Here is a 25,892-nt window from a genome sequence, read left to right on the forward strand (position 1 = left end):
ACCACCGGCGCAGGCATCTCACGTCCGGCTCATTTGCATACAACACCCATCGCCAGATCGCCGAGGGCCGGGGGCGGTACCAGTACGGCAGGGATCCTTTCATTTCAGCCTCCATCCCGAACGATCATCCACGCCCCTGGCACCAACGGATTGGATCCGGGATCACTGCTGCCGGATACGCCGGATCATGCGCTCATCCCTGCGGTAGATCCGCGAAAGACACGAGGCGAGATCCGCACGCAGCAGCTGCGCATAGGTGGGCAGGCTCCCATCCAACCCGTGGCGGGCCCGCAAGGAGGCCACATCCCATGAAGCCACGTCCGCGGCATCGATCCCCTTGCCGGCGCCCGCTACGTTCACCTTACGCCCAAAGTATTCCCGGGCCCGGTCCCGGCCAAGGATCGAGGCCATATCCGCCTCCAGCCGCTCCAGGGGAATCGCATGGGTATAGTGCAGGGGGCGCAGATGACTGACCTGTTCCCAAACATGGGGATCCAGTTCATTGACATTCCGCGCCCCATCCAGATACGCCTCCACAAAACGTTCAAAAGAGAGCGCCTCCACGGGACGGCCCAAGCGTTGCGCCACATCTTTGGAGATATCGGCAGCCCCTTCACTCAATACGAATTTATTGACGAACAGGCTCGCCATCCGCCGCAACACATCCCGATACACGAAGATACGATAATCACAGGCCGCCAATGCCTTGAGCCGATCTTCCCGATGATAGCGTTCCAGGAACCGGATCCGGCTACCACAGTCCTCCAGGGCCTCCCGATGCGGCGAGGAATCAACGATCAGGCGCTTGAAGGCGGTGCTGGCATTCTTTCGGATATAGCAATACGCCACACGCCTACCCGAGGCCTCGAATACATAATGGCTCCCCCCAAGACCACGGGGCTTTTCGAGAAAAGCAAGCATTTTATCACGCAGAAGCAATGCGATATTTCCATTATCAAATACACTCAAATTTCCCCACCCCAAAACTTTTTATATTGCTACCATCAATGGCGCACAGCAAATCATTCAAAAACCGATTAGGCACATATAACCAGATCCACAAAAAATCAAAATAAACCAAAAGCCTCAGACTTACATCACAATCAATTAGCCTCCATCCAATCCTCACACATTCGATAAAACTGAACATCCTGGGAATACCAGATCAGAAGATTTTGTTTCGCCTTATCCGAAAGCGCTGGCACCCCAGAATAATCATTCGCATGCGACCTCACGCTATCTTTTTCAACCCTCACCTGGTCAGCTAAATCAGAAAAGCCAGCCCGAAACATGAATTCACGAAGATCCTTCTCAAAGCATTCCTGCCGAATAATCCATAAAGGTGGACGCACAAAAAGGAAAGCACCGCACATACAAAACCAATCAAATTGATTTTGTGCCGTATGCCTTATCGATTTAACCGCAGCCACAGCCTGCCGACCGCGCATACCCTCATCAAAAAGAGATTCCGCAAGATCACTTGCCTCCACAAACTCACCAAAAGAGTACTCTTCAAATGACGTCCATTCAGAATAAATACGAGGCCTACCCTTCCTTTTTCTTGAATAAAACCCACTGACAAATCTTGTTAACGGATGACGAATACTGAAAAAGTAAGGCGCTCCCCTAGGAATGCCCATCAAAGAAACATCATGGCCATTCTTAACTATAACGCTTTCACCTTTACTTTTATTAACCTGATCTATCACGTTGCCGATTTGCGTGCCAGCGCATTTCCCTATATGGAGAAAATGAATAACATCATCACCAAACTCAGGCGTATGCAATAAATTACGCCCGATTCGGAGAAACTCCCTACCTAGCATCATCCTTATATTCATTTTTCCGACCAACCCCATCATTAAATTCAAAAACCGATCATAAAAAACAAGAAAAACCTCTCGCCTAACTCATTAAAGATTTAACAAAAACCATCAAAAGTTAATTTCTCTGATGCAATGGATAATAGAGTCTTACGTAAAAAACTATAGCGCTGCCTAGCCATAAGAACTGTTCCATGCGAAAGGGAAAGACTTTGAGGAATGGCAGATTCAGAAAGCACTTTTCCGGCCAGGATATTAACTGAGGAATCACCATGCCCCACCTGCCCGGAAAGCTTCATGATCTGATATTCGGTGGGAATTCTCACGGAAAGGCCAAGCGCTTCACTCAGCAACCGAGTCACGGCGTCGATATCCCGGGAAAGCGCTTCCGCATCGATATAGAGCACATCATCCCTTTGCAGGGCACCGGCCAGATCCACCAGCCCATCCAGCCGTTGGAGATAGTACCCAAGCGCCCCCTCCTCCGTGGCGAGATGGCCATCATGGGCACGCCCCTTATACAAGCGCATGATGCTTGAAAGTGTCTCCACCGGAGAGCGAAGCATGAAGATCGGGCGCACCCCGGAAGCGTTCAGAAGGCGATGATGCACCCGGTGGCGGTTATGAAGGATCTTATCAAAGTAAAGCCTTGTGGCAGGGGCATCGGGATGCAGGCTATGAAACAGCAATCTCGCCTTGAGCAAACTCCTGGGGCTGTAGTACCCGATATGCATCTCGTAATAACCCGAGATCTCGGGATGACTCCCCAGCAGATGGGAGAGCAGGCTGGTCTTCGCCCGCATATGGCTGAATAGCAGGAGATGTCTGGCAGGTCTGAACAGAGAGGGTCTTCTTGCGAGGAGCTTCAGGGCCTCCAGGTCATTCATGCCTGCCCCCCCCGAAAAGACCTGGATGAGGCCTTCCTGATGTACTGGAGCAGGGTCCTGTTCCAGCCCGGAGACAGGGCCTTCAGGCCTTGCCCGAGAAGGGGACGAGCCCTCTGGACCTCATAGCAAACCTTCATCATCTTGCGGTGAAGGTCTTCCTCTATGGCCTCGGCATCCGCCCGGGCATCCTCACTGCGCACGAGTAATTCCCTGCGCAGACCCCGCAGATAGCGGATTCGTGCAAGCAGGCCCCATGCCGACTCCCCTTGGGCCGTTTGCCCATAGATCCGCCGGCAGAAGGCGACATCCTCCCTGTTTGGAGACCTGCCCAGCACCCTGCCGTGCAGATCGGCCATACGCCGAAGGAGCAGGGCATCCAGCTCCGGTGCGGGATGCACCTTGCCTTGGGCGCTTACCCGTCGGTACAAGAGCACCTCGGGCAGACTTTGCATGCGGGTCTGAAGGGCGAGGCGCATCCAGAGCTCGAAGTCCTGAGCCCGCCGAAATCGCTCGTCGTACCCACCCGTCCGCTCCAGCACCTCCCGCCGGAACAAGACCGTGGGATGCGCAAGGGCGCTGTCGAACAGGGTTCGCCACAGGGTCAGACCCGGTGAGGAAGGCAAGGGCCAGGTCTCGGTCGAGAGCATGCCCTGAGAATCCATCTTGGCAATCCCCGTGCCCAAAACACCGACCCCCGGATGTGCGCGCATAAAATCCAGCTGCCTTTCCAGGCGTTGCGGGAGACTGACGTCATCGGCGTCCATGCGGGCCACAAATCGACCTCGGACCTCCCGCAGCCCCCGGTTGAGGGCCGCCGGTAACCCACGGTTCGCCTGTTGGATGACCCGGATCCTGGGATCCCTCCTTCCCCACCGGGACAGCACCCGATCGCTGCCATCGGTGGACCCGTCGTTCACAATGATGAATTCGAAATCCCCGAAGGTCTGATCCAGGATGCTCTCGATGGCCGCCGAGAGATGGGGCCGCCCATTGTGAACGGACATGAGCACGGAGATTTCCGGGGAACTCATGGTGGCCCCCCAGACTTAACCCCCGGGTAACCGCAGGGGATCCGCATCCTCATCCCCCCGCCGCCAGCCGCTGGAACTGCCGGCCCAGACGGTTCAGGCTCTCCCAGTCCCCCTCCTCCGCCAGCATGCCTTGATGCAGTACGAAGATGCGGTCGCAGGGCCGTACGGTGGTGAGCCGGTGGGCCACCAGGATGATGGTCTTCTCGCCAGTCAGGTTATGAATGGCCTCCATCACGGCCCGTTCGGTGGCGTTGTCCAGGGCGCTGGTGGCCTCGTCGAAGAAGAGCACATCGGGGTCGCGGTAGAGGGCCCGGGCGATACCGATGCGCTGTCGCTGGCCCCCCGAAAGGCGCACGCCCCGCTCCCCGATGAGGGTGTCATAGCCCTGGGGCAGTTCCCGGGTTACGAATTCGTGGAGATTGGCCAGGCGCGCCGCCCGCAGCACGGCCTCCCGGTCGATGGCCGATTCCGGCACCCCCAGGGCGATATTGGCGGCCACGCTCTGGTCCGCCAGGAAGATGTGCTGGGGCACATACCCCACCGCCGCCTGCCAGCGGCGCACCGTGGTCGCATCCAGGGGGGTGTCATCGATGCGGACACGGCCCTCATCGGGCTTCAGGAGCCCCAGCAGCAGGTCCACCAAGGTGCTCTTGCCCGCCCCGGAGGACCCCACCAGGCCCACGGTGGTGCGTGCCGGGATCTCCAGGGAGAGATCCCGCAGGGCGGGCTCGTCCGTCCCCGGATAGGTGTAGGAGACCTGCTCCAGCACGATGGCCTCCCGGGGGACGAGGCGCGCCTCGCGGGGGACCTGCCGGGTAAAGGGCTGGGAACCTTCCCGGTCCCCCAGATCCGCCAGCACGTCATCCACCGCGGCCAGATTGAAGCGAAGGGACGCCACCGCGGAGAAGATCTTCTGGAAGGCGGGGATCAGCTGCCGCCCCGCCAGGCCATAGACCCCGATGAGCGGCAGGGCCGCCCCCAGCCCCCCCTCACCGGCCATGAGGATCAGCACCAGCAGCAGGACCCCGCCGAAGGCCACCGCCTCAATGGCGTACATGGGCAGGCTGTTCAGCAGGGCGGCATTGGCCTGATGTCGGGCGAACTGCCTGGAGGGCTCCCGGTAGCGCTCCAGATAGGCCCGCTCACGCCCCAACAGGCGGATCTCCTTGGCCCCGGCGAAGGCCTCGGCGGCGGCGGTGAAGCGGGCCCGGTTGGCCGCCACCCGTTCCTGTCCGATGCGGCCGAGCCAGGCCCGGGAGAGGGCATAGATGGCCCCGTAGATCCCCCCCAGCACCAGGGACACCGTCAGGGCCAACCACGGTTTGACCACCACCAGCAGGATCACCAGGGCCAGGGCCAGCAGCACGTGGCTCAACAGCCGCAGCGCCGGCATCAGGGCCCCGTTCACCACCTGCGCGGTCTCGTTGAGGATGGTCTTGGACAGATCGCCGGAATTGCGCGTGAGGTAAAAGCTGAAGGGGCGGCGCAGGTAATCCGCCATGAGCCGGCGGGAGAGCTCGTACTGCTGCATGTGGGAATACCGGGTGATGGCCCAGAAGGTGAGGGCCTGCAGGGCGGTGCCCGTCACGAACACCACAAAAGACACCACCCCGAGGAAATAGAGAAACGCCCGCTGGGTCTCGAAACCCAGGGCTAAATAGATCCCCTGCAGCCACTCGCTGCGCTGGATGACGCCGGGATCGGACAGCACCGAGAGGAAGGGCATGATGGAGGCCACCCCCCCCGTCTGCATGAAGGCGGTCACCACCATGAGCAGGATCAGCAGGAGCACCTTGGGGCGGTCCCTGGGGTCCAGCAGGGCGTTCAGTTTCCCGATGATGTTCAGCATCTCGTGGCCCGGATCGCGACCGCCATGGCATCCTCCCGCGCAGGTCCGCCCTGGCTGTGGGCCAGGTGGTGGATCCGAGTGTAGCCCATCCCCGGGGATGGGCCTACCATGGGTTGGGGGCAGGGACACCCTGCCATTTTTCCGCTAGCATCCCTCCAGGGGCGATGCCCCGTGGCAGGACAATCAAGGAAAGCACGGATCATGCCCCAGACGCCCCCGCAGATCGCCATCGTCATCCCCTACTACCAACGCCGTGCGGGCCTGCTGCGCCAGTGCGTGCACTCCGTATTGGAACAACCCGGGGAGATCCGCTTCCGGGTCATCGTGGTGGACGACGGCTCCCCGGTCCCGGCCGCCGCCGAGGTGGCCCCCCTGCTGCCCCGCTTCGGGGATCACCGGATCCAGGTGGTACTGCAGCGCAATGCCGGCCCCGGTGCGGCGCGCAACACCGGCCTGGACCACGTGCCCGCGGGCACGCCGCTGGTCACCTTCCTGGATTCCGACGACCACTGGACCGGCCCCTTCCTGGAGGACGCCGTCACGGCCCTGGGGCAGGGTTACGACCTGTTCATCGGCAACAGCACGCGCACCGGACAGGAGAAGACACGGTTTGAATGGGAGGCGGACAAGGGCCTGGACCTGCAGGCCACCCGGCATCCCATCCTCGACCCCGAACGGGGGATCCATGAATATCATGGGGACTTCTTCGACCTGCTGGTGAGGCGCACCAGCCTGATCGGCCCCACCACCTTCGCCTACCGCTTCGAGAAGTTCCCCCAGGTACGCTTCGACCCGGGCATCTACAACGGGCAGGACCGGCTGTTCAAGCTCACCCTGGGGCAGGACCTGGAACGCGTGGCCTTCTCCCCCCGCATCTATGCCCACGAGGGCGAGGGGGTGAACATCTTCGACAAGGCCCAATGGGGCAGCGAGGGATCCCTGCGGCTGGTGTGCAGCTACATCCGTCTGGCCCGCCGCGTGCGGGAGCGGATCCGCCTGACCCCGGAACAGGAGGCCTTTGTGCAGGGACAGCTGGACGAGGCCCGCCAGGGCTTCGTAGCCACGCTGCTGCACCTGCTGCGCCGGCGCATGCCGGTGGACTGGCCGCGGGTGCTCGCCACCCTGCGGGAAGACCCGGCCCTCCTGGCCCTCCTGCCGGTGAATCTGGCACGTGTCGTCCTGGCAAGACGATCCAGTCACGAGGCGTAGGCACGATTACGACATCGGGGAGACAAGAGGGGATGGAGGAAACCACCCTGGAAGGGCTGTGCGGCCGCCGGCGGCCCTGGTTCGAGGTCCGCCATCGGGGTGGAACGACCCACACCCGGGGCACCCCCCACTGCCATCTGGGCCACCGCCTGGACCACGGCGGGCGTCACGGCCCCGACGGCGTATTCGCACAATGGGACTGGGATGGCCACCGGCTGGTGGTGCGCAACGACCGCTACGGCATCCATCCCCTGTTCTATGCCTGTCACGGGGGCATGATCCGCGTCTCCCCGTCCATCTTCCAGGTGCTGGACGGGGACGTCCCCAGGACCCTGGACGATACCGCCCTGGCCGTCTTCCTCCGCCTGGGCTTCTTCATCGGGGAGGCCACCCCCTTTGAGTGCGTACATGTCCTGCCGCCGGGCAGCACCCTCACCTGGCAGGATGGGGCCTGCAGCCTGGAGCGGGGCGATCCATCGGTGCCGGCGCCGGATCCGCCGGTGGCCTCCTTCGATGAGGCCGTGGAGCGTTATATCGCCCTATTTCGCCAGGCCATCGCCCGGCGGCCCCCACCCGAGGCGGGGTTTACCCTGCCCATCAGCGGCGGACGCGATTCCCGGCACATCCTCTTCGAGCTGCTGACCCAGGGGCATCCCCCCGCTGGGACCGTGACGGTGCAATCCCGCCCCCCCTCCGCCAACGAGGATCTGCGCATCGCCCGCATCCTGGCGGCCGAACTGGGCCTGGAGAACGTGCAGATCGCCATGCCGAGGGACTACTTCGCCGCCAGCCGCAAGGACATCGAACTCACCCAACTCTGTGGCAGCGGCCACACCTGGCTGCTCCCCGTAGCCGCCTGGCTGCAGGCCCACGGCGTGCAGACCCTCTACGACGGCCTGGCCGGGAGCGTCCTCTCCGGTGGATTTCAGGTGAACGAGGAGAAGCTGGCCCTGGCCCGGGCGGGCCACACCCGCAAGCTGGCCACCCGCCTGTTGCGGGAGAACGGCCTGCAACCGTTCCTGTCCCAGGCCCTGCGCCCGCCCATGGACCGGCGTCTGGACGAGGCCCCGGCCATGGAGGCCGTGGCGGCGGAACTGGAACGGCATGTGGACGCCCCCCACCCCCTCATGTCCTTCATCTTCTGGAACCGCACCCGGCGCGGCATCAGCCTCATCCCCTTCTCCATCCTCGGTTCGGTGGAGACGGTGTACTGCCCCTATCTGGACCACGACCTGTTCGACTTCCTCTTCCACCTGGATGCCGGGTACTCCATGGGCAATGCCCTGCACGACGAGGCCCTGCGCCGCGGTTACCCCCAGTACGCCCATCTACCCTTTGAAGACCCGTCGGCCCCAAAGGCCCCCATGTCCGCCGAGAGCGCCCATTACCGCCGCGCGGTGAGGGGTTTCCTCGCAGAGTTCGCGCGTCATCCAGGGCGACTGGGGTCCCGGATGGTGCGCTCCGAGCGCATCCTGGCCATGCTCACCCGGGACCTGCTCCGCCCCCGCTGCCCCCGCACCTGGTATCTCCAGCCCGCCCTCTACCTGCTGGAACTGGAGGCCTGCCTGGAGGCGGACTGATCCGCCCCGGGCCAGACCAGTTCCAGCAACAGACGCCAGTGCGGCCCGTTCAGGGTCAGGGGCGGCAGACAGCGGCCCATGCCCCCCGGCAGCGCGGCGGGCAGGCGGTCCCCGCGCCAGCCGCCGGAAGCCAGCGGGCGCCCCCCCGCCTGGATCCGCCAAGACACCCGCTCCGGCGGTGACGACTCCAAAAAGGTATGTCCACAGGGATTCAGCAGGGTCACAGGCCCCGCCCCTGTCAGATGCAGGGTCAGGTCCCATTCCAGCCTGGGGCGCTCAAGGGTCATGCGCACCCGCAGGGTGGCCTCCACCCCGGCCAGGGAGGAACGCTTCAGGGCCGCGGAGCGGCCCATCCGCCCCCCGAGGAGGCGCCAGTCCAGGGCCGCCACCCCCCGCCCCGCCAGACCCTCAGGGGGGCGGTTCACCAACTGGCGCGGGCTCCCATGAAGGGTCACCTGGAGTGAATCGCCTTGCCGCCTGGCCGCCCCCTGCAGCCAGTCCGTCAACCCGAACAACTGCCCATCCACCGACAACACGGAGATCCATCCGGCCAGGGCCGGATGATCCAGGAGTTCGGCCACCGCCACCCGCACCGGGGGCGGGCACAGCGGCCGCCCCTGCCAGGTGAGGTGGAAGGGCTGGCCCCCGGCATAACGCAGTTCCGCCGCCTTTCGGCCAAAGGATTGGGGCGCCTGGCCGCGGGTGGACAGCAGCAGGAGCAGCCCCCCGGGATCCCCGCAGCGCAGGATCCCGGCCCGTGCATCCCCCGAGGGGACCGGCACGCCCGGGGAGCGCCCCCCACGGGGGATACCCTCCCGATCCCCTTGGCGGCATGCCCGCGCCCAGGCCAGCAGGGCCGCGGTCCAGGCGTTGTACACGCTCAGGTACATGTATCCGTCCCACCCGCTGGTGTCCTCCCCTGCGGGATTGAGATGGATCAGCCCGTCGGGGCGGCTTTGCCTTCGCCAGCGCCGCAGGATCCCCAGGAGCAGGGCCCGTGCCGGATGCCCCACGGACTCCGGCCTGTCCATTCCCAAGAGGATCAGGGCCGCGACCAGGCAGGCGTCGCCGAACAGGGCGTGGGTACTGCGGCCCAGTCCGCCGGCATGGCCCTGACCGTCCCAGGTCATCAGGGACCAGCCCAGCATCCGCTGCACCCGTTCCTCCCAGGCGATCTGCCCCGAGGCCCGGGCGGCGGCGACGGCGATGAACAGGGCCTTGTGATGGTAGGCGATGGGGGTGGCCACAGCCCCCTTCCCGCCCGGTCGTCGCGGGAAATCCACGAAACCGCCCTCCGGGGTGAGCCAGGCATCCAGTTGTGCCAGGCAACGGGACCAGGCCCGGGGGGCCGCCGCCGGGGGGGCCTCCAGGGCCCTGCACAGTCCGGCCAGTAAGGTCCAGTTGTTGGAGGGATACCGCCGGTCCAGGGGGCAGCGCCTGCGCTGCCCCCGCAGGCACCGCAGATCCTCGTCGGCCGGGGCATCGGCCCGTATCCCCTCCTCCAGCAAGAGGAGCAGGAAGCGGTTGAAGGGGGCATGGTCCAACTGCCCATCGGGGATGCTCACCCGGACCTGGAGCAGATCCCGCCACCGGCTGTCAGGTCCCTGGTACAGACGCAGGGCCAGGGCGGTCGCCAGCGGGCCGTAGTGATCCGGCGGCGAGGGTCCACCGGTGACCGGGTCCTGCAGCACGCCGGCGGGGTCCACCCACTTTTCCAGCCCCGAGATCAGCCCCCGCAGCACATCGTCCAGCAGCCCGGAGATCTCGTCCCCAGGGGACGCCGGGGCTTCTGCCGCCCGGGGCCGGGTCACTGCCGTCCACCTGGCCGGCCGGATCCGGGGGCAACGACGAAGTCCGGAAACCTGGGGCCCGGCGCGCCTTCCTCATCGGCGGCCACCGCCGCCTGCGTGGCCGGCACCGTGCCCTCGTCCAGTTCCCGCCGCAGGATCACGGTGAGGGCAACCAGGGCATAGACCAGCTCGAAGTAGGCCATGTCCAGGAAGGCCCCGGCCACCAGGAAACCGATGAGCCCCACCTTGACGGCCCAGGCGTATTCCTCCAGCCAGGCCTGACCGGTACGCCTTCGGGCAGTCATCTGGATGCGGTGCAAGGTTGCCAGCATGGCCCCCATCAAGAGCAGGTAGATCCCCAAGCCGGTGAAGCCATGCTGCCCCATGAGCTGGAAGTAGGTGCTGTGGGGGGAAAGGGCGAAACGCCAGGTCCCCTCGAACTCGGCATACTGGATCCACCAGTTGTAGCCCATCCCCTCGTGGTTGAATCCCATCCCCGTCAGAGGGCGCTCCAGGGCCATGTTCCAGTTCACCCCCCAGGACTGGATGCGCTGCATGGCGGAGGTGTCCTCCTGATAATGGCGGATGCTCTCCCAGCGCTCCATCAGCTTGTCCGGCACGGTGACCCCCACCACGGACACCAGGACAAAGGCCAAGGCCACCAGCATCCCCTTGCGGCGCATTCGCAGGAAGAGGAAGGGGGCCACCGCCAGGATCCCCAGGAAGGCCCCGCGGGAATAAGTGGCCAGGATGGCGATGGCGGTGAGCCAGAAGGTGGCGTACGCCCCCCAGCCCAGGGGCCGCATCCAGCGCTGCAGCCGGGGGATCCCCCAGTCCAGCCAGCGATGGTGGAACATGCGCGCGGTGGCCAGGATCATGGGCAGGATCATCACCATGGCCATGCCGATGTAGGTGTTACCTTCCAGGAAGGAGCGCGGCGGCCCCAGCACCTGATGCTGGCCGCCGGTGAGGATGGCGAAGATGCCGCCCTTGAAGCCATAGAAGGCGATGGACCCGGTGATCACCAGCAGCAGCGGGACCACCCGCCGCTCACCGAAGATGAGCATGGGGGCGACGAAGGTGATGGCCAGGATCTTCACCAGCTTGATCCACTGCTCCCAGGCCCCGTCGGGGCTCACGGCAAAGACACTGGTCACGGTGACCCAGGCCAGGAAGAGGCAGAGCAGGAGCATCTCCCGGGTCATGGGCAGGGGCCGCCGGTCCTTTGCCAGGAACACGGCCACCAGGGTGGTGCCGCCGATAACCATGGCCAGGGGAAAGGTGCGCATGAACCCCCAGGTGAGGCCATGGGGCGACATGAGCCCCACCCAATACCAGCCCAGGATGCCCACCCAGGGGCGCATGAGGATGACGGGCACCAGCCCCATGACGATGGTGAAGAGGGCGAGATCACGCAGCGCCATGGCTCACCCGCATACAGCAGCGATGGATGGGCCCCCGGGTGCGGGAGCGGCGGTTCCTCGCATCACCCCCCCTCCCCGGCGGGGACGTCCACGGGATGACCTGATCGGCGCAGCATGTCCTTTAAGCCCGGCAGGGGATAACCCCGGGCATAGGCCTGCCGGGCGTGCTCCCGGGCCGCTTCGTATTCCCCCAGATCGAAGAGCACCAGCCCCAGGTTGTAATGGACTTCGGGGTTGTCCGGGGCCATGGAGGCGGACTCCTCGAGATATTTGCGGGCCGCGTCCATCTTCTTCGTACGAAAGGCGTGCAGCCCCTGGATCAGGGGCACCATGGCATCCTGCGGATTCACCTGCCGGGCCCACTGAAAACGGCACTCGATGGGCCATTCCGCGCGATGAGGTTGGGATCGCCCCTCGCGGACGGCGAGGCGGCTCAGGGCATCCAGGGCGGCATGATGGTTGGGATAGTAGTTGAGCACATATTCCAGGTCGCCGATGAGGTAACCGGTCGCCCCCCGGCGGAGGGTGCGCACCTCCTCGGTGAAATGGAAGCGCTCCACCAACCCTAAGCGCTTGCGGTGCTCGGGGTTGAGATAGTCCAGATTCTGCCCCGGTGGATCACCGCACCACCCCGCCGCCATGGCCATGGAAGGGAGGAGCGCCACGAGGGCGATGATCCAAACCATTCGCTGCAGAACCCGCATGCTGCCCCCCGCCTGTCCCGCAGGCCCGGATCGTATTCCATTGAAACATAGCAACACCTAGACGGCACGGGAAGGCACCCGCACCCGCGGCCGGGCGGCATCCCGCAGCGAGACATGGAATCCGGGCCGCCCCCGGCCCCAGCTTACCTGCAATGGTCCCAGGACGAGAAAGGTCCGCATGCCGGTGACCCGGGCCCCCAGACGCCGGTGGGAGGCCACGGAGGCGGCATTGAAGGCGGAGATGCGGCTGCAGCTGGCACGGTAGCCCCGCTGCCGCAGCCGCGCCCCCGCCTCGCCCCACAGGCGAGCGAAGGCGGTACCGAAACGATGGCGGGGGAACACATAGACATCGAAATCCCACACCGCCTCCCCTTCCGGCGCCGGTTCGAAACGGCAGCGTACCTCATCCTCCTCATAGGGGCCCTCGGTCCACCAGAGAAAGGCCATGGGGTCGGCGCCGCGGACCACTGCCAGGCAACGGGCCCCCTGGGCGAAACGGCCCCGGATCACGGCCGCCGGATGGGGCAGGTGCTGCAGCAGGGGATCCCCGTGACCGGCCTCGCGCACCGTCACCCCGGGATCCCGCAAGGCCCGGGCGGGGGGACCCTCCGGCAGGGGTTGGGCCACCAGGAGATAGCGGATCAGCCGCACCCGCCCGCCGCTGCCCCGTTCCAGGGCGCGGGAGAGAAGATACCACAGGCCATTGCGGCGGCCCAGGGTATGCAGCGGGGAGGACAGGCGATGCACGAGCCCCTGGAGCATGGACCGTTTCTGCGTCTGCACCCCGATCATGACCGCGGGACATCCGGCCATCGGGTGACCCATTCCCGGGTCCACCGCTCCACCGGCTCCCGCCACTCCCGCCGCGAGAAGGTGTGGTTGGCCCCGGGCAGTTCCCGCAGCGTCACCCGGGATGCCTCCAGCAGGCCGCGCCAGGCGGGATCGCCGCTGGCGCATTGCCGGAACTCGGCGGCGGTGAGGTCCTCCCCGCTGAGGATCAGCAGGATGGGGCCGGGAAAGCGCCGCCATCCCTCGGCCATGCGCCGGGGCAAGGGGGCGTCGTGGTCAACAACGGTCTCCCCCGGGTTCGCACCTTGCGGACGTCCCCGGGCCAGGGCGCGGCGCAACATCCCGGCGAGGGAGACCAGGGAGTGGCGCAGGTCCACCCTCCCCCGCAGCAGGTCGCCCCAGAAGGCAGGGCTCAGCAGGCGCTGACGGTAGTATCCCCTGAGATACGCCCGGGCCAGACCGGCCTCGGTACGCACCCAGGGGTTGAGCAGCACCAGCCCGGCGATGCGGGGATCCCGCCAGGCGTACAGGAGGGCCGCCGAGGCCGCGTCGCACAGGCCCCAGAGGACCACCCGCTCCAGTTGCGGGGCCCGGGCCAGGAAGGCATCCACGGCGGCGGCGATGTCCGCATCGATGTGCTCGAAATCCCGCGCTTCCCCCCCGGAATCCCCCATGCCCCGGGAATCGAAGCGCATCACGGGGATGCCGTGGGCGGCAAGATGCCGCGCCAGCAACAGGAACTGGCGATGGCTGCCCACCCGATACTGGGGGCCGCCCACGACCATCAACACCCCGGTACGCACGCCGGAGTCCCCCGCATGGACCAGGCCCACCAAGGGGTCATCCCCCACGTGAAAGAGAAAGGCCTCCGGGTTCATGGCCCCATGACCTCCTGGACGCAACGGGTCGTGGCCTCGATCATCTCCGGGACCTCACGGATCTCCTGGGTGGCCCAAAAGGGCTCGCCGGGGACGGCCCGGGCGGTCACCCCATGACCCGCCGTGCGCCAGGCCTCCACCTGCCGCGTGGCGGCGGGGGACAATGCCGGTTCGTCTCCGGCGGCCACCTCGAACCAGGCCACGTCCCCAGCCGGCGGGGGTTGCAGCGCCGCCGCCGCAAGCCCAGCCGCCCACTCCGGATGCAGGCCATAGCCCGCCACCTCCAGGGTCTCCCCGGCCTGCAGCCGCTGGCGCAGGGCCTGAGTGCCCTCCCCCGGGCCGCCCGCCAGGAGCCCCGAGGCCAGGCGCAGGCGCAGGATCTGATTCAGGAGCACCTCGCCCCGGGGCACCGGCTGCCAGAGGAGGGTGAGCCCGGGTGGGCGGGGGAGGTGGGGCAGCAGATCCGCTAAGAGCAGGCATCCCCCCCGCAGCCCCCACAGGATCAGGGGGTGATCCCCCTCCTTCGCCACCTCCCGCACACAGGTCAGCAGATCCTCGACCCAGCCCGACCAGCGGGCCTGCTCGAAATCCCCGTCGCTGTCGCCGCAGCCAAAGAGATCCGGCTGAATCACCGTCCATCCCCCGGCCGCCAGGCGGCGGGCCTGCAGGGCCGCCATGCGCCGGGATTTGTTGTGCTCCTCCAGGAAGGGATGGACATACAGGACGGATCCCCGCGCGGGGGTCCCGGCGGGGGGGCGATGGATCACCCGGAACAGGGCACCCCGCCCGCCCTGGATGAAGCCCACGTCCATCGCCACGCCCTACCGCCCCCCCGGGGTCAGGCCCCTGCCCGCTTCTGATCGACGAAGGTCGTGAGCGAACCCAGCGTCTCGAACGTCTCCCCGCTGATCTCGTCATCGTCCACCACGATGCCGAACTGCTCCTCCAGAGCGGTGAGGATGCCCACCACCGCCATGGAATCCAGTTCGGGGAGATGCCCCAGCAACGGGGTGGAGGCCTCGAACGCGGCCGAACGCCCGTTCAGGCCCAGGACGGTATCCAGGACCCCCTTGATCTGTTCCATGCTCGACATTCTGTTCCCCGTGTCTTGTCGCGGTCGGGGCCATCGCGACGAGGGTGCGTGGCTGGCCCGAAGAGGACCGCTGGGATTATGATGACCCACTGAAGGGATGCCTACCGGGCATAAAGTATATAACCCCATCCCCAGGGGCGAACAGGCATATGGCAGGACTCTGCGGTTGGTTTACCCCGGGCGATGGTGTGCCCGCACACGCCGGTCCCTCCTGCGCCGGGGAACTCCCCGCCCGGCCGGGGGCCCCGGCGCAGCATCGCGAGACCCATGGCGGGGCCTGCCAGGTCCGGGATGGCTGGACCGCGGGGGAGGCCGGGGGCGTGGTGGTCGCCCTCGCCGGACACCCCCGCTGGCGGGACGCGGAACTGGCCGCCCTGGCCCGCGACGGCGACCCGGCCCGGGCCCTGTGGGAAGGCTACCGGCGCCACGGGCGGGGCATGCTGGAGCGGCTGGGGGGGGACTTTGCCCTGTGCGTGCTGGACCCGGAGCAGCGGCGCCTGCTGGCGGCCATCGACCGCATCGGCCAGTTTCCCCTGTATTTCGCCCGCACCGCCACCGGGGTGGCCTTCGGCACCTCGGCCTCCAGCGTGCTGGCCCACCCCGGCATCGCGCGGCGCGTCACCCCCGACGGCCTCTTCCACTACCTCTTCTTTCACATGCTCCCGGCCCCGGTGAGCCTCTACGCCGGGCTGGAGAAGCTCCAGGGGGGCCACTGCCTGACCCTGGAGGGCGATGGTCCGGCACGGGTGGAGGCCTACTGGCAACCGCAGTTCCAGGAACCGGCCGGGGCCGATGCCAAGGCCCTGGGCCGGGAACTCCACCAGCGGCTGGAGACGGCGGTACAACGCCGGAACGAGGAACCCCGCACCGGGGCCTTCCTCAGCGGTGGCCTGGACAGCTCCACCGTGAGCGGTTACCTGGCCGCCCTGCGCCCCGGCGAGGCCGACACCTTCAGCATCGGCTTCCATGCCCCGGGCTATGACGAGATGGACTACGCCCGGGAAGCCGCCCGCCACTTCCGCACCCGCAGCCACGAATACTACGTCACCCCCGAGGACGTGGTGGCGGCGGTGCCCCTGATCGCAGCGGCCTATGACGAGCCCTTTGGCAATTCCTCGGCCCTGCCCGCCTATTTCTGCGCCCGCATGGCCGCCGATACCGGCATCCGGCGCATGCTGGCCGGGGACGGCGGCGACGAACTCTTCGCCGGCAACGCCCGTTACGTGAAACAGCAGGTGTTCGAACACTGGGGACGCCTGCCCGCCCCCTTGCGCCGGAAATTGCTGGAACCGTTGTTCACGCACCTGCCCCGGGGCGCGCCCCTGCTGGGCAAGGCCCGCAGCTACGTGGAACAGGCCCGCATCCCCCTGCCCGACCGCCTGCAGACCTACAACCACCTGTATCGCCTGGATGCGGAAACGGTGTTCGAGGCGGATTTTCTCGCCCAGGTGGACCGGGAGGCCCCCTGGACCCTCATGCGGGATCTCTACCATCGCCCCGACGGGGCGTCGCCCCTGAACCGCATGATGTACCTGGACTGGCAACAGACCCTGGCGGACAACGACCTGCGCAAGGTGAGCCGCATGGGCCAGCTGGCCGGGGTGGACGTGGTGTATCCCATGCTGGACGAGGACCTGGTGGACTTCTCCTGCCGCATCCCCTCGGCCCTGAAGGCCTCAAGAGGGCGCCTGCGCCACTTCTACAAGGAGGCCATGAGCGGCTTCCTCCCCGAGCGCATCATTCACAAGAAGAAGCACGGCTTCGGCCTGCCCTTCGGCGTATGGATGCAGGAACACCCTCCCCTTCAGGAGATGGCCTACGACGGGCTGCTGCGCTTCAAGGACCGGGGGATCCTGCAACCCGCCTTCATCGACCGGCTCATCCAGATGCACCGGCAACAGCACGCCGTCTACTACGGGGAGATGGTGTGGATCCTGATGATGCTGGACCTGTGGCTGGAGACCCATGATCTGTCCGTCGAGGGCCCGGGTTGATGCGTATCCTCTATCACCACCGGATCGCCTCCAAGGATGGGCAATACGTCCATGTGCAGGAGTTGACCCAGGCCCTGCAGCGCCAGGGCCACGAGATCATCATGGTGGCGCCTAGCCTGATGGAGGACCATGAATTCGGACACGGCAGCCGCCTGGTGGCCCGGTTGAAAAGACATATCCCGGCGGGCGTGTACGAATTGCTGGAGCTGGCCTATGCCCTGGTGGCCTTCGTGCAGATCCTTGCCCAAGCCCTTCGCCACCGCCCCGATTGCCTCTACGAACGCTATAACCTCTATCTGCCCTCGGGTACCTGGGCCAGCCGTTTGCTGAGGATTCCGCTGCTGCTGGAGGTGAACGCCCCCCTGTTCGAGGAGCGCCAGCGCTTCAACGGGATCGCGCTGCCCCGATTGGCGCGCTGGAGCGAGGATCATGTCTGGAGACGGGCCGATCGTGCGCTGCCCGTGACACAGGTCCTGGCGCAACGGATGATCGCCCGGGGCGTGGACCCCGAACGCATCCGCGTCCTTGCCAATGGCATCGACACGGAAAAATTCCAGCGCTTCCCCGCCACGCACGAGGCCAAGGCCGCACTGGGGTTGGAGGACCGGCTGGTGTTGGGCTTTACCGGCTTCGTGCGCGAGTGGCACGGCCTTGAACGGGTCGTGGACCTGCTCCGCGAGGATGCAGGCCAGCGGCACCTGCTCATCGTCGGGGACGGCCCCGCCTGTGCGTCCATCCGGGAACGCGCCCGGGCCTTGGGGGTCGAGGATCGGGTCACCATCACCGGCATCATCCCGCGCGACCAGGTGGCCAGATACGTGGCCGCCTTCGATATCGCCCTGCAGCCGGATGTGGTGGACTACGCATCCCCCCTCAAGCTGTTCGAATACCTGGCCCTGGGCCGCGCCATCGTGGCACCGGACAAGGCCAACATCCGGGAGATCCTGACCCACGGGCACAACGGCCTGCTCTTCGATTGCGGCAACAGCGATGCCTTCAAACAGGCAGTGGAGCGGCTATGCAATGATGCCCCCCTGCGGGCCCGGCTCAGCGCCCAGGCCCGGCGCACCATCCAGGAGAAACAACTCACCTGGGACCACAACGCCACGCGCGTGGTAGAGGCCGCTGCAAGGCTCATTGAAGACAACAGGAAGGCCCGATCTCAACGGGCCTGATCCGGTGAATTGCGCAGCAGATTGCGCCCCAAGCGCAGTGCGAATGGGATTGGCGTCGTGTCCCAGGGCGTGAAACGTGCCAGCTGAAAGGGATCCCGGGAGGCGTTGGACACCCCCCAGGCCGTGGCCACGGCGGCATCAAAGCCGCAGTCCCGGACCATGCCCACGTGCTCCAGACCATAGTCCTTCCCGGGCTTGCCATTGGGGTAGGCAAAGACGCGGATCCGGTGCCCCAGCATGGATTCCAGTATCCCCTTGCCCCGGGCGATCTCCTCCTTCGCCGCCGGCCCCGGCAGGCGGGCCAGAATGGGATGGGTATGGGTGTGTCCGCCGATCTCCATCCCGGCCCCATCCAGGGCCCGGACCTGCGCAGTGGTCATCATCAGGTCCCGGGGCAAGGGCGACGGAGTCAGGGCCTGCAATGCCGCCGCCCGTTGCGAACGCTCTTCCCCGGGCAGGTGCTTTACCGCCCGAATCGCCTCCATGGCCAGGGCATGGCGGGCTTCCATCTCCACCGGGATCTCCCGCATCCCCAGCCCCAGAAAGCCCAGATCCTGTAACCCCGGCGACAGCCGGCGGATCGTCTCGAGGATGCGGTCGTTGAACATCATGCCGCCATCGAGAAAGCCGGTGGCCACGAAGAAGGTGGCGGGCAATCCCAGGGATTGCAGGATGGGCAGGGCCACGTCGTGGTTGTCCGCATAGCCGTCATCGAAGGTGATGCAGGCGGCCCGGGGCGGCAGGCTGCCCCTTTGCAGACGCGCGGCCGCCTCCGCCAGGGGCAGCACGCGAAACAGCCCGGAGACCGTCTCCATCTGCCAGCGGAAGGTGGCGGCATCCGGGTCGCCGGGCAGCATCGGGTCCGGTTCAGGGCGGACCCGGTGGTAGATGAGGATGGAAAGGCGGGCTCGGCGCCCCCCGGGGGCCAGCAGGCCGGCGATGGGGCGCATCATGCGCACCGCAAGGGGGGGCGTCATGGGCGCCCCGCCCCACCGGTGCGCAGGGCCGTAAGCGTCGCGAAGGCGCGCAGCAGTTCCGGGATGCGCCGCTCCCAGGCCTGGGATCGCGCATGGGCGAGGATGGCCCCGTGGTCCCACTCCCCCTCCAGGGCCTTCACGATGGCCTCCCGCAGGGCCGGTCCGTCCCCCAGCGGCACCAGGTCCCCCAGCATGGGGGAACAGATCACCTCCGCATTTCCCCCCACCCGGGTGGTCACGGTGGGCAGGCTGCAGGCCGCCGCCTCCAGGAACACGTTGGCCCATCCCTCGAAGCGGGTGGGCAGCACGAACAGATCGGCGGCGGAGTAGTAATACCGCAGCACCTCGGGGGGCTGCTGCCCGGCAAAGTACACCTGCCCCTCCACCCCCAGCGCAGCGGCCAGTTCCTGCAACCGCCGCCGGTCTCCGTCGGGGTTTTCTCCCCCCACCGCCAGATAGATCAGATCGGGATAGCGCTCCAGCAGGGCCGGCATCTGTTCGATGACCCGATGGAAGCCCTTGCGTTCATTCAGTGTGCCCACGGTGATGAGCACCCGGGCATCGGCGGGGATACCCAACCGCCGCCGGCAGGCCTGCCGGTCCTCCGGCTGGAACAGCTCCAGGTTGATGCCATTGGCCACCACCTGGACCTGATCCGCGGGCACCCCCATGGAAAGGGCCGTGCGGCGCAGGGAATCCGCCACCGAAAACACCCGGGCGGCCCGTTGCATGGCCCGCGTGGCCAGCCAGCGGCGCAGGCGGGTGCGGGAGATGCGCAGGATGGTGCCCCGCAGGGTGATGGTGTGGGGCACCCCAAGCCACCGCCCCAGCAGCCACGCCGCCACCCCATCGGGATAGACGAAATGGGCATCGATCAGGTCCAGCCGCCCCTCCCGCTGGAGCCGGCGCATCAGCGGCCAAGTGAACAGGGCCTCCAAAAGGCCATCGGTACACTTGAGAAACCGGGGGATGCAGAGAAACCGGGGGTGGTAGACCTCGATCCCCTGTTGCACCTCGTGATAGGGCGGCTCGGGCCGGTAATGGGGACGCAGGCGGCGCAGCAGGCCCTGTCCGGGGAACCAGGGCACCGGCGCCACCACGGTCACCGGCAGGCTTTGGGCCACGCGGAACATGCGCTCGCGCACGAAGATGCCATAGGTGGGCTGGACCTGGTTGGGGAAGACATGGGTGTACACCACCAGACGGGGACGTTCTTGTTCCATGCTCATGCCAGCGCCTCGCTGATCACCCAGCGATACTTCCCCGACTTCTCGGGCGGGATGCCCTGCGTTGGATGGAAACGCACCGCCACGGCCTCGTCCAGGATGCGGCACAAGCCCTGGCGGATATGATCCTCCTCGGCCCCGGTCAACGGCCGGGACGGCACCAGGATCAGGTCGAAGCTGTGATCCGCACGCTGGCGCAGCTGATATTGCCGCAGGGCGGGGATCTCCCGGAGGATGTAATTGGCGGTGGAACTGTGCACCAGGCGGCCGCCCTGCCCCACCAGAAAGTCATTGGCCCGGCCCTGGATCTCCCGCAGCCGCGGCAGGGGCAGACCGCAGGGACAGGGTGCGTCGGTCAGGGCCCCGCGATCGCCGATGCGATAGCGGATGAAGGGCATGCCATAGCCATCCAGGTTGGTGATGAGCAGATCCCCGATCCCGTCCGCATCCGGCCGGTCCACCTCCACGATCACCTGCTCGCCGAGGATGTGCAGATGCCCCTCGGGGCATTCGTGGGCGATCATGCCGCCGTCCCGGGAGCCGTATTCATTGGCCACGGGGCAGACGAAGGCCCGGGCGATGGTCTCGCGCAGGTGGGGCAGAAGCATCTCGGAGGTGCAGGCGATCAGGCGCGGGCGGTAATCGCCCAATCGGCCCGGGTGTTCCAGCAGATGCTGGGCGACCCGGTAGATCACCGTGGGATAGCCGTAGATGAGGCGGGGCCGCCAGGTGGCCAGGAAACGGGCATAGGCATCGATGCGCCCCGGGGAGAGATGGGAGGCGGAGAGCACCACCTGATTCAGCAGCCAGCGGTCCTTGAGCCGGCGCACCCGGGTCTGGCGGTCCATCTCGATGGGGGAGCCCCAGAAATCCACCTGGCGATCCCCCGGCAGGACCCCGAACCAGGCCCTGGCCCGCAGCTTCTGGGCATTGAGGCAGGCCTCGCGGTGCTTGTCGGTGTAAAAGACCAGCGGCTGCCCGGTGGAACCGCCGGTGCTGTAGCGGATGAGGCGGTCCCGCCAGGCGGGGGCGATGAGCCGGTCGGCCTGGGTGCGCAGGGTATACCGCTCCAGCACCGGCAGCCGGCCCAGATCCTCCAGGGTGACCGCCTCCGGCCGCACCAGCCCCGCCGCGTGCAGCTGCTCCCGGTAGTGGGGGACCTCCCGCAGACAATGGGCCAGCAGGGCGCGCAGTTTCTCCAGGCGCCAGGCCTCCCAGGTGCTCGGGTCCAGGCGGTCCGCGGCGTGCAGCCGCCGCCACTGGGGGATGGTGGAGCGGCCCCGCAGGCGCTCGTGCAGGGGCAGCAGCAGACGCCGCGCCAGGACCTCCCCGGGGGCGGTCACGACCCGGCCCCATGGGCGGGCTGCACCCCCGTCTTCACCGCCGAGACGAGCACGGCGTGGCTCACCAGGGCCCCGATCCCGGGGACCGTCGCCAGCAGGCGGCGCACCGCCGGGGTCTCCAGCCAGGGCTGCAACCGCCGCAGAGGCCCCGGGAGGATGGGGACCCAGTGGATGCGCACGTCCTCGGCCCCGTGGGCCCGAAGCCAGTGGGCCAGCTGCCGGGGCCGGTCATAGCGCAGAACCATCCCCCGGCCCCGCAGGCGCGCCAGCCCCCGCTGCAGCCGGGTGATCAGGCAATCCGCGTTGAGCACGTCGATCCAGATCTGGCCGCCGGGGCGCACCGCCGCCATCAGCTCGGCCACCGCCGCCTCCGGCCGGGCCAGGGCCTGCATCACCCCCAGGCAGAGGATGCCGTCCAGGCTGGCCGGGGCCACCGGCAGGCGGGTGACATCCCCCACCATCCAGGGGATGTCCCCGGGGCTGCGCTGGCGGGCCTTGCGCAGGGAAGGCAGGGCATAGTCCAGGCCCACGGGGCGCACCCCGCAGGCGGACAGGTGCCGGGTGTAGCTCCCGGCGCCGCAACCGGCGTCCAGCCACAAGGCCCCGGGGCGGTCACCGGGCCAGACACGCCGGAAGTTGCGCAGCCGGGTCTCCAGGCCGGAGGGGGTCCAGCCGGCGATGCCAGCGTCGTCATCGAAGCGGCTGCCCCGCTGGACGAAACGCCGACGCCACTGCTCTTCGAAACCGGGGCGCGTCATGGGCGATGGTGCATCGATTTTTGCGCCACTGTAGCGCGCCGTGGGCCCGGGGGGAATGCCCTCAGGTCCCTCCTTCCCTTGGCCCGGGGATTCACTCCCCGGCGGAGAACAGGGCCTCGATCATGTCGGCGTCGATGGGCGGCTGATCCGGGGCCCGCTCGCCGGTGCGGTAGATCCGATCCGCCAGCTGCTGCTTGTGGGCCTGCATGGCGAGGATCTTCTCCTCCACGGTGTTCTCGGTGACCAGTTTGTAGACGAATACGGGCTTGTCCTGGCCGATGCGATGGGCCCGGTCCGTGGCCTGGGCCTCCACGGCGGGGTTCCACCAGGGATCGTAGTGGATGACGGTGTCCGCCTCCGTCAGATTCAGCCCCACACCCCCGGCCTTGAGGCTCACCAGCATCACCGGCACACGACCTTCCCTGAAGGCGCCGATGGCCTCGTCCCGCTTGCGGGTCTGGCCGGTGAGCTTGGAATAGGCGATCCCGGTCGCCTTGAGCTCCTTCTCGATGAGACCCAGCATGGTGGTGAACTGGGAGAAGATCAGTACGCGGCTCCCCTCGCTCAACAACTCCGGCAGGAGTTCCATGAGCATGCGCAGCTTGGCAGAGGGGACCGCTTCGTTGTCCCGGCGCACGGAGGCCGGCAGCAGGCGGGGGTCACAGCAGACCTGGCGCAGCTTGAGCAGGGCATCCAGTATGGTGATCTGGCTCCCGGCCAATCCCTTGCGGGCGATGGCATCCCGCACCTTGCGCTCCATGGTCAGGCGGATGCTCTCGTACAGGGCCGCCTGGCGCCCGCCGATGGGCACACTGCGCAGCAACTCCGTCTTCTCGGGCAATTCCGCCGCCACCACGTCCTTGGTGCGACGCAGCAGAAAGGGGGAGATGCGGCGATTCAGGCGCTGCATCCGGTCCTGGTCACCGTGTTTCTCGATGGGGGTGCGGTAGGTGCGGGAAAAGGCCTCCTGGGTACCGAGGAATCCGGGCAGGAGGAAATCGAATTGCGCCCAGAGCTCCCCCAGATGGTTCTCCATGGGGGTCCCGGTGAGGCACAGGCGGTGTTCCGCCTTGAGGCGACGGGCCACCTGAGCGGCCTGGGCCTTGGGATTCTTGATCTGCTGCGCCTCGTCCAGGATCAGGTGGCTGAAGGATTGCTCCAGGAGGGCCTCCCGATCCCTGGGCAGCAATGGATAGGTGGTCAGCACCAGGTCGTGCTCCGCCAGGCGGTGGAAATGGTCCTTGCGCTGCGGACCATGCAACACCAGCACGCGCAGATCCGGCGTGAACTGTTCGACCTCCCGTCGCCAGTTGCTCAACAGGCTCGTGGGCGCCACGATCAGGGCGGGATCGGAGAGGCGCCCCGCCTCCCGCTCCAGGGCCAGGTGGGCCAGGGTCTGGACGGTCTTGCCCAGCCCCATGTCGTCCGCCAGGATACCGGCCAGGCCATACTCCCGCAGGAACTGGAGCCAGGATACCCCCCGCTGCTGATAAGGGCGCAAATCCCCCGTGAACCCCCGTGGCGGGGGCACCTCGAGGATGGCCTCAAATCGCGTCAGCTTCCGGGCCATATCCTGGAGCGAGGCCCCACCCTGCACCGGCAGGTCCCCCAGTTCCAGCAGGCGCGGGGCATCCAGGCGGGAAAGGCGCAGGGCCGATGCATCGGGGGCGATCTGCTCGTGCAGATCCATCAGGGTCTGCAGCACCGGTTCGATCTGCTCCCGGGGCACCTTCACGTATTCCCCCGTCTCCAACTGAAGCCAGAGATGTTCCGGCAGGCTGCCGGGGGAATAGTCCTCGATGAGCTGGCTCACCAGGGGCAGCAAAGGGATCTTGCGTCCATCCACCTCCAGATCGAAATGGAGATCGAACCAGCCCTGCCCTTCCTCCACTTCGGCCCGGAGGCTGTCGGAACCGGTGAGCTGCGGATGGGTTCCCTGCACATATTCGATGCGCCATCCCTCCTCCTCCAGGCGCGGCAGGAAGCTGTCCAGGACATCCAGCCAGCGGCCGATGGCGGTTCCGCGATCCGTATCCTCCATGGAGGGGGTGTAGAGTTCGGGATGATCGGCCAAAGGCAGCAACCCTGCGGAACGCAGCGTGTCCATCGCCTGGGTCTCGGCGGCCGGATCCCGGTACACACGCACCAGTTCCCCGTCCACCTCGCCGCTGACCACCTCCTGGGGTGCCTCGGGCCTGACCGCCACCTGGTCATAGAGGAAATGCAGCAGCAGCCCCGACTGCAGCAGGTCCTCGTCGTAGAGCATGACCGCCAGGGCCGGGACGGGGGATGCGTGCACCTCCCGCCATTGTACGGGGGTGGGGGTGGGCATCTGCGGGAACTCCAGGGCCAGACGGCGGCTGACGGCCTCGGCCTCACCGGCCTCCACGGGTGGGGAGTCCTGGATGCGGTGGACCCATTGCGGATCGAATCCCTCGGGCAACACCAGGGGGCCGGCCTCGAATCGTTGCATGTCCAGATAGGCCGGCGGTTCCGTGGGAAGGACGTCTCCCCCACCCTGATCCATCTCCATGCGCAGCCGGTACCGGTCCCCTTCCCGCTCCCAGTCCAGGTTCAGTTCCCGTTGCGCCCCCTGGGTCAGGGGGGTGGGCGTCTGGGTTGCGGCGAACAGCCGGCCCGTGCGCAGCATCATATCCAGGGCGATGGCCCCGGCCCGCCCCTTGAGCGCAGGGTCCCGGTAGCCATCCAGGTCGTTGGCCACGAACAACAGCTGGATGATCTCCCGGTCGGTTTCGGTCATGTACAGGCAGCAGGCGCTTTGGTAGGGCTCGGCCAGGGTGCCCAGGGAGACCATCCTTCCCTTGCCCAGGGTGCCGTCCTTGCGCGGGCGGGCCACCCGGAACTGCACCAGGGCGCCGCTGTGCATGGGCAGCAGGTGATAGGCCAGGCATTCCTCGGTGAGTCGATACTCCCGCTGCGCTTCCCGCTGTTGGATCCGATCCAACCAGTCCACAAATCCATTCCGGTTCTGGATCTGTAGTTCACCCGCCGGGATCTGCTCCCGATAGGTCAGGGCCGCGGACACCACGTGCTTGCAGTTAAAGCCCATGGGACAGGAACACTCCCCCTCCAGATGAGGGTCCGGATCCCCATCCACGAGAAAGACGCGCACATATTGCTGGTAAGGCCTGCGGCCACTGCCCTGGGTACGGGCATGGAAGATCAATTCCGTGGGGGTTTGCTGCACCCGCTCCACCCGCAAGGTGGCCCCTTTTCTGAAGTAGTCCCGACCGCGGGTATAGGCGTTTTGACCACATTCCTGCTGGAGCAGGGTGGGGGTGATCCATTCTCGGGTTTGGGTCATTGCACGCAGGGTTGGGCATGGGGTTCTCTCGCAGGAT

21 protein-coding genes are annotated in these 25,892 nt (G+C 66.7%); 4 read left to right on the forward strand and 17 right to left on the reverse strand.

Annotated elements, in window-relative coordinates; translation table 11 throughout:
• Window positions 1-162 precede the first annotated feature (162 nt).
• From BM214_RS00175 to BM214_RS00190, 5 genes are all read right to left on the reverse strand, one after another.
• Window positions 163-969: a sulfotransferase family 2 domain-containing protein gene (locus BM214_RS00175; protein ID WP_143096316.1), complete on the reverse strand. Its 807-nt coding sequence runs from the start codon at window positions 967-969 to the stop codon at window positions 163-165.
• 134 nt (window positions 970-1,103) lie between these two features.
• The gene (locus BM214_RS12320) at window positions 1,104-1,862 is read right to left on the reverse strand and encodes a sulfotransferase family 2 domain-containing protein (protein ID WP_143096317.1); all 759 of its coding nucleotides are present in this window, start codon (window positions 1,860-1,862) and stop codon (window positions 1,104-1,106) included.
• Window positions 1,863-1,921: 59 nt separating this feature from the next.
• Complete coding sequence (locus tag BM214_RS12325; protein ID WP_143096318.1) at window positions 1,922-2,710, reverse strand: sulfotransferase family protein; 789 nt, start codon at window positions 2,708-2,710, stop codon at window positions 1,922-1,924.
• Window positions 2,707-3,741, reverse strand: a complete 1,035-nt coding sequence (locus BM214_RS00185) for a glycosyltransferase family 2 protein (RefSeq protein WP_090483191.1) — start codon at window positions 3,739-3,741, stop codon at window positions 2,707-2,709. The genes BM214_RS12325 and BM214_RS00185 overlap by 4 nt, the downstream gene beginning before the upstream one ends.
• 49 nt (window positions 3,742-3,790) lie before the next feature.
• Window positions 3,791-5,590, reverse strand: coding sequence for an ABC transporter ATP-binding protein (locus BM214_RS00190; RefSeq protein ID WP_090483192.1), 1,800 nt, complete (start codon window positions 5,588-5,590; stop codon window positions 3,791-3,793).
• Between the two features lie 201 nt (window positions 5,591-5,791).
• On the opposite strand from BM214_RS00190, the gene BM214_RS00195 reads away from it, so the two are divergent.
• Both BM214_RS00195 and BM214_RS00200 read left to right on the forward strand, forming a co-directional pair.
• Entirely contained in the window at window positions 5,792-6,799 is a 1,008-nt protein-coding gene (locus BM214_RS00195; protein ID WP_090483193.1) for a glycosyltransferase family 2 protein, read from the forward strand.
• 32 nt (window positions 6,800-6,831) lie between these two features.
• Window positions 6,832-8,379 (forward strand): asparagine synthase-related protein, encoded by a 1,548-nt coding sequence (locus BM214_RS00200; RefSeq protein ID WP_090483194.1) that lies wholly within the window; start codon window positions 6,832-6,834, stop codon window positions 8,377-8,379.
• On the opposite strand, the gene BM214_RS00205 is transcribed toward BM214_RS00200, so the two are convergent.
• The 7 genes from BM214_RS00205 to BM214_RS00235 form a co-directional block, all read right to left on the reverse strand.
• Window positions 8,340-10,190, reverse strand: coding sequence for a hypothetical protein (locus BM214_RS00205; protein WP_090483195.1), 1,851 nt, complete (start codon window positions 10,188-10,190; stop codon window positions 8,340-8,342). The two genes, BM214_RS00200 and BM214_RS00205, sit on opposite strands and share 40 nt — an antisense overlap.
• A complete protein-coding gene (locus BM214_RS00210) occupies window positions 10,187-11,587 on the reverse strand; it encodes a putative O-glycosylation ligase, exosortase A system-associated (RefSeq protein WP_090483404.1) in 1,401 nt (466 codons plus the stop codon). Before BM214_RS00210 ends, BM214_RS00205 begins: the two co-directional genes overlap by 4 nt.
• Before the next feature lie 68 nt (window positions 11,588-11,655).
• Entirely contained in the window at window positions 11,656-12,258 is a 603-nt protein-coding gene (locus BM214_RS00215) for a tetratricopeptide repeat protein (RefSeq protein ID WP_177217534.1), read from the reverse strand.
• Window positions 12,259-12,354: 96 nt separating this feature from the next.
• Window positions 12,355-13,089 (reverse strand): GNAT family N-acetyltransferase, encoded by a 735-nt coding sequence (locus BM214_RS00220; protein WP_090483197.1) that lies wholly within the window; start codon window positions 13,087-13,089, stop codon window positions 12,355-12,357.
• Complete coding sequence (locus BM214_RS00225) at window positions 13,086-13,964, reverse strand: hydrolase 1, exosortase A system-associated (protein ID WP_090483198.1); 879 nt, start codon at window positions 13,962-13,964, stop codon at window positions 13,086-13,088. The genes BM214_RS00220 and BM214_RS00225 overlap by 4 nt, the downstream gene beginning before the upstream one ends.
• Window positions 13,961-14,776 (reverse strand): hydrolase 2, exosortase A system-associated, encoded by an 816-nt coding sequence (locus tag BM214_RS00230; RefSeq protein ID WP_090483199.1) that lies wholly within the window; start codon window positions 14,774-14,776, stop codon window positions 13,961-13,963. Before BM214_RS00230 ends, BM214_RS00225 begins: the two co-directional genes overlap by 4 nt.
• 26 nt (window positions 14,777-14,802) lie before the next feature.
• Window positions 14,803-15,057 (reverse strand): acyl carrier protein, encoded by a 255-nt coding sequence (locus tag BM214_RS00235; RefSeq protein ID WP_090483200.1) that lies wholly within the window; start codon window positions 15,055-15,057, stop codon window positions 14,803-14,805.
• Window positions 15,058-15,206: 149 nt separating this feature from the next.
• Here BM214_RS00235 and BM214_RS00240 point away from each other — a divergent pair, with 149 nt between their 5' ends.
• Both BM214_RS00240 and BM214_RS00245 read left to right on the forward strand, forming a co-directional pair.
• Window positions 15,207-17,051 carry an asparagine synthetase B family protein gene (locus tag BM214_RS00240; RefSeq protein WP_090483201.1) on the forward strand — a complete coding sequence of 615 codons (1,845 nt, stop codon included), beginning with the start codon at window positions 15,207-15,209 and terminating at the stop codon, window positions 17,049-17,051.
• Window positions 17,051-18,226 (forward strand): glycosyltransferase family 4 protein, encoded by a 1,176-nt coding sequence (locus BM214_RS00245; protein ID WP_090483202.1) that lies wholly within the window; start codon window positions 17,051-17,053, stop codon window positions 18,224-18,226. Before BM214_RS00240 ends, BM214_RS00245 begins: the two co-directional genes overlap by 1 nt.
• Here the strand turns inward: BM214_RS00245 and BM214_RS00250 are convergent.
• From BM214_RS00250 to BM214_RS00270, 5 genes are all read right to left on the reverse strand, one after another.
• A complete protein-coding gene (locus BM214_RS00250; RefSeq protein ID WP_244887781.1) occupies window positions 18,214-19,203 on the reverse strand; it encodes a polysaccharide deacetylase family protein in 990 nt (329 codons plus the stop codon). The genes BM214_RS00245 and BM214_RS00250 overlap by 13 nt on opposite strands.
• Window positions 19,200-20,426, reverse strand: a complete 1,227-nt coding sequence (locus BM214_RS00255; RefSeq protein ID WP_090483204.1) for a glycosyltransferase — start codon at window positions 20,424-20,426, stop codon at window positions 19,200-19,202. The genes BM214_RS00250 and BM214_RS00255 overlap by 4 nt, the downstream gene beginning before the upstream one ends.
• A 2-nt stretch (window positions 20,427-20,428) precedes the next feature.
• Window positions 20,429-21,772 (reverse strand): phenylacetate--CoA ligase family protein, encoded by a 1,344-nt coding sequence (locus tag BM214_RS00260; RefSeq protein ID WP_090483205.1) that lies wholly within the window; start codon window positions 21,770-21,772, stop codon window positions 20,429-20,431.
• On the reverse strand, window positions 21,769-22,530 hold the full coding sequence (locus tag BM214_RS00265; protein ID WP_090483206.1) for a class I SAM-dependent methyltransferase: 762 nt from the start codon (window positions 22,528-22,530) through the stop codon (window positions 21,769-21,771). The genes BM214_RS00260 and BM214_RS00265 overlap by 4 nt, the downstream gene beginning before the upstream one ends.
• Before the next feature lie 91 nt (window positions 22,531-22,621).
• Window positions 22,622-25,855 (reverse strand): DEAD/DEAH box helicase, encoded by a 3,234-nt coding sequence (locus tag BM214_RS00270; protein ID WP_090483207.1) that lies wholly within the window; start codon window positions 25,853-25,855, stop codon window positions 22,622-22,624.
• Window positions 25,856-25,892 lie beyond the last annotated feature (37 nt).

The sequence above is a fragment of the Ectothiorhodospira mobilis genome, from assembly GCF_900114895.1.
GTDB lineage: Bacteria > Pseudomonadota > Gammaproteobacteria > Ectothiorhodospirales > Ectothiorhodospiraceae > Ectothiorhodospira > Ectothiorhodospira mobilis_A.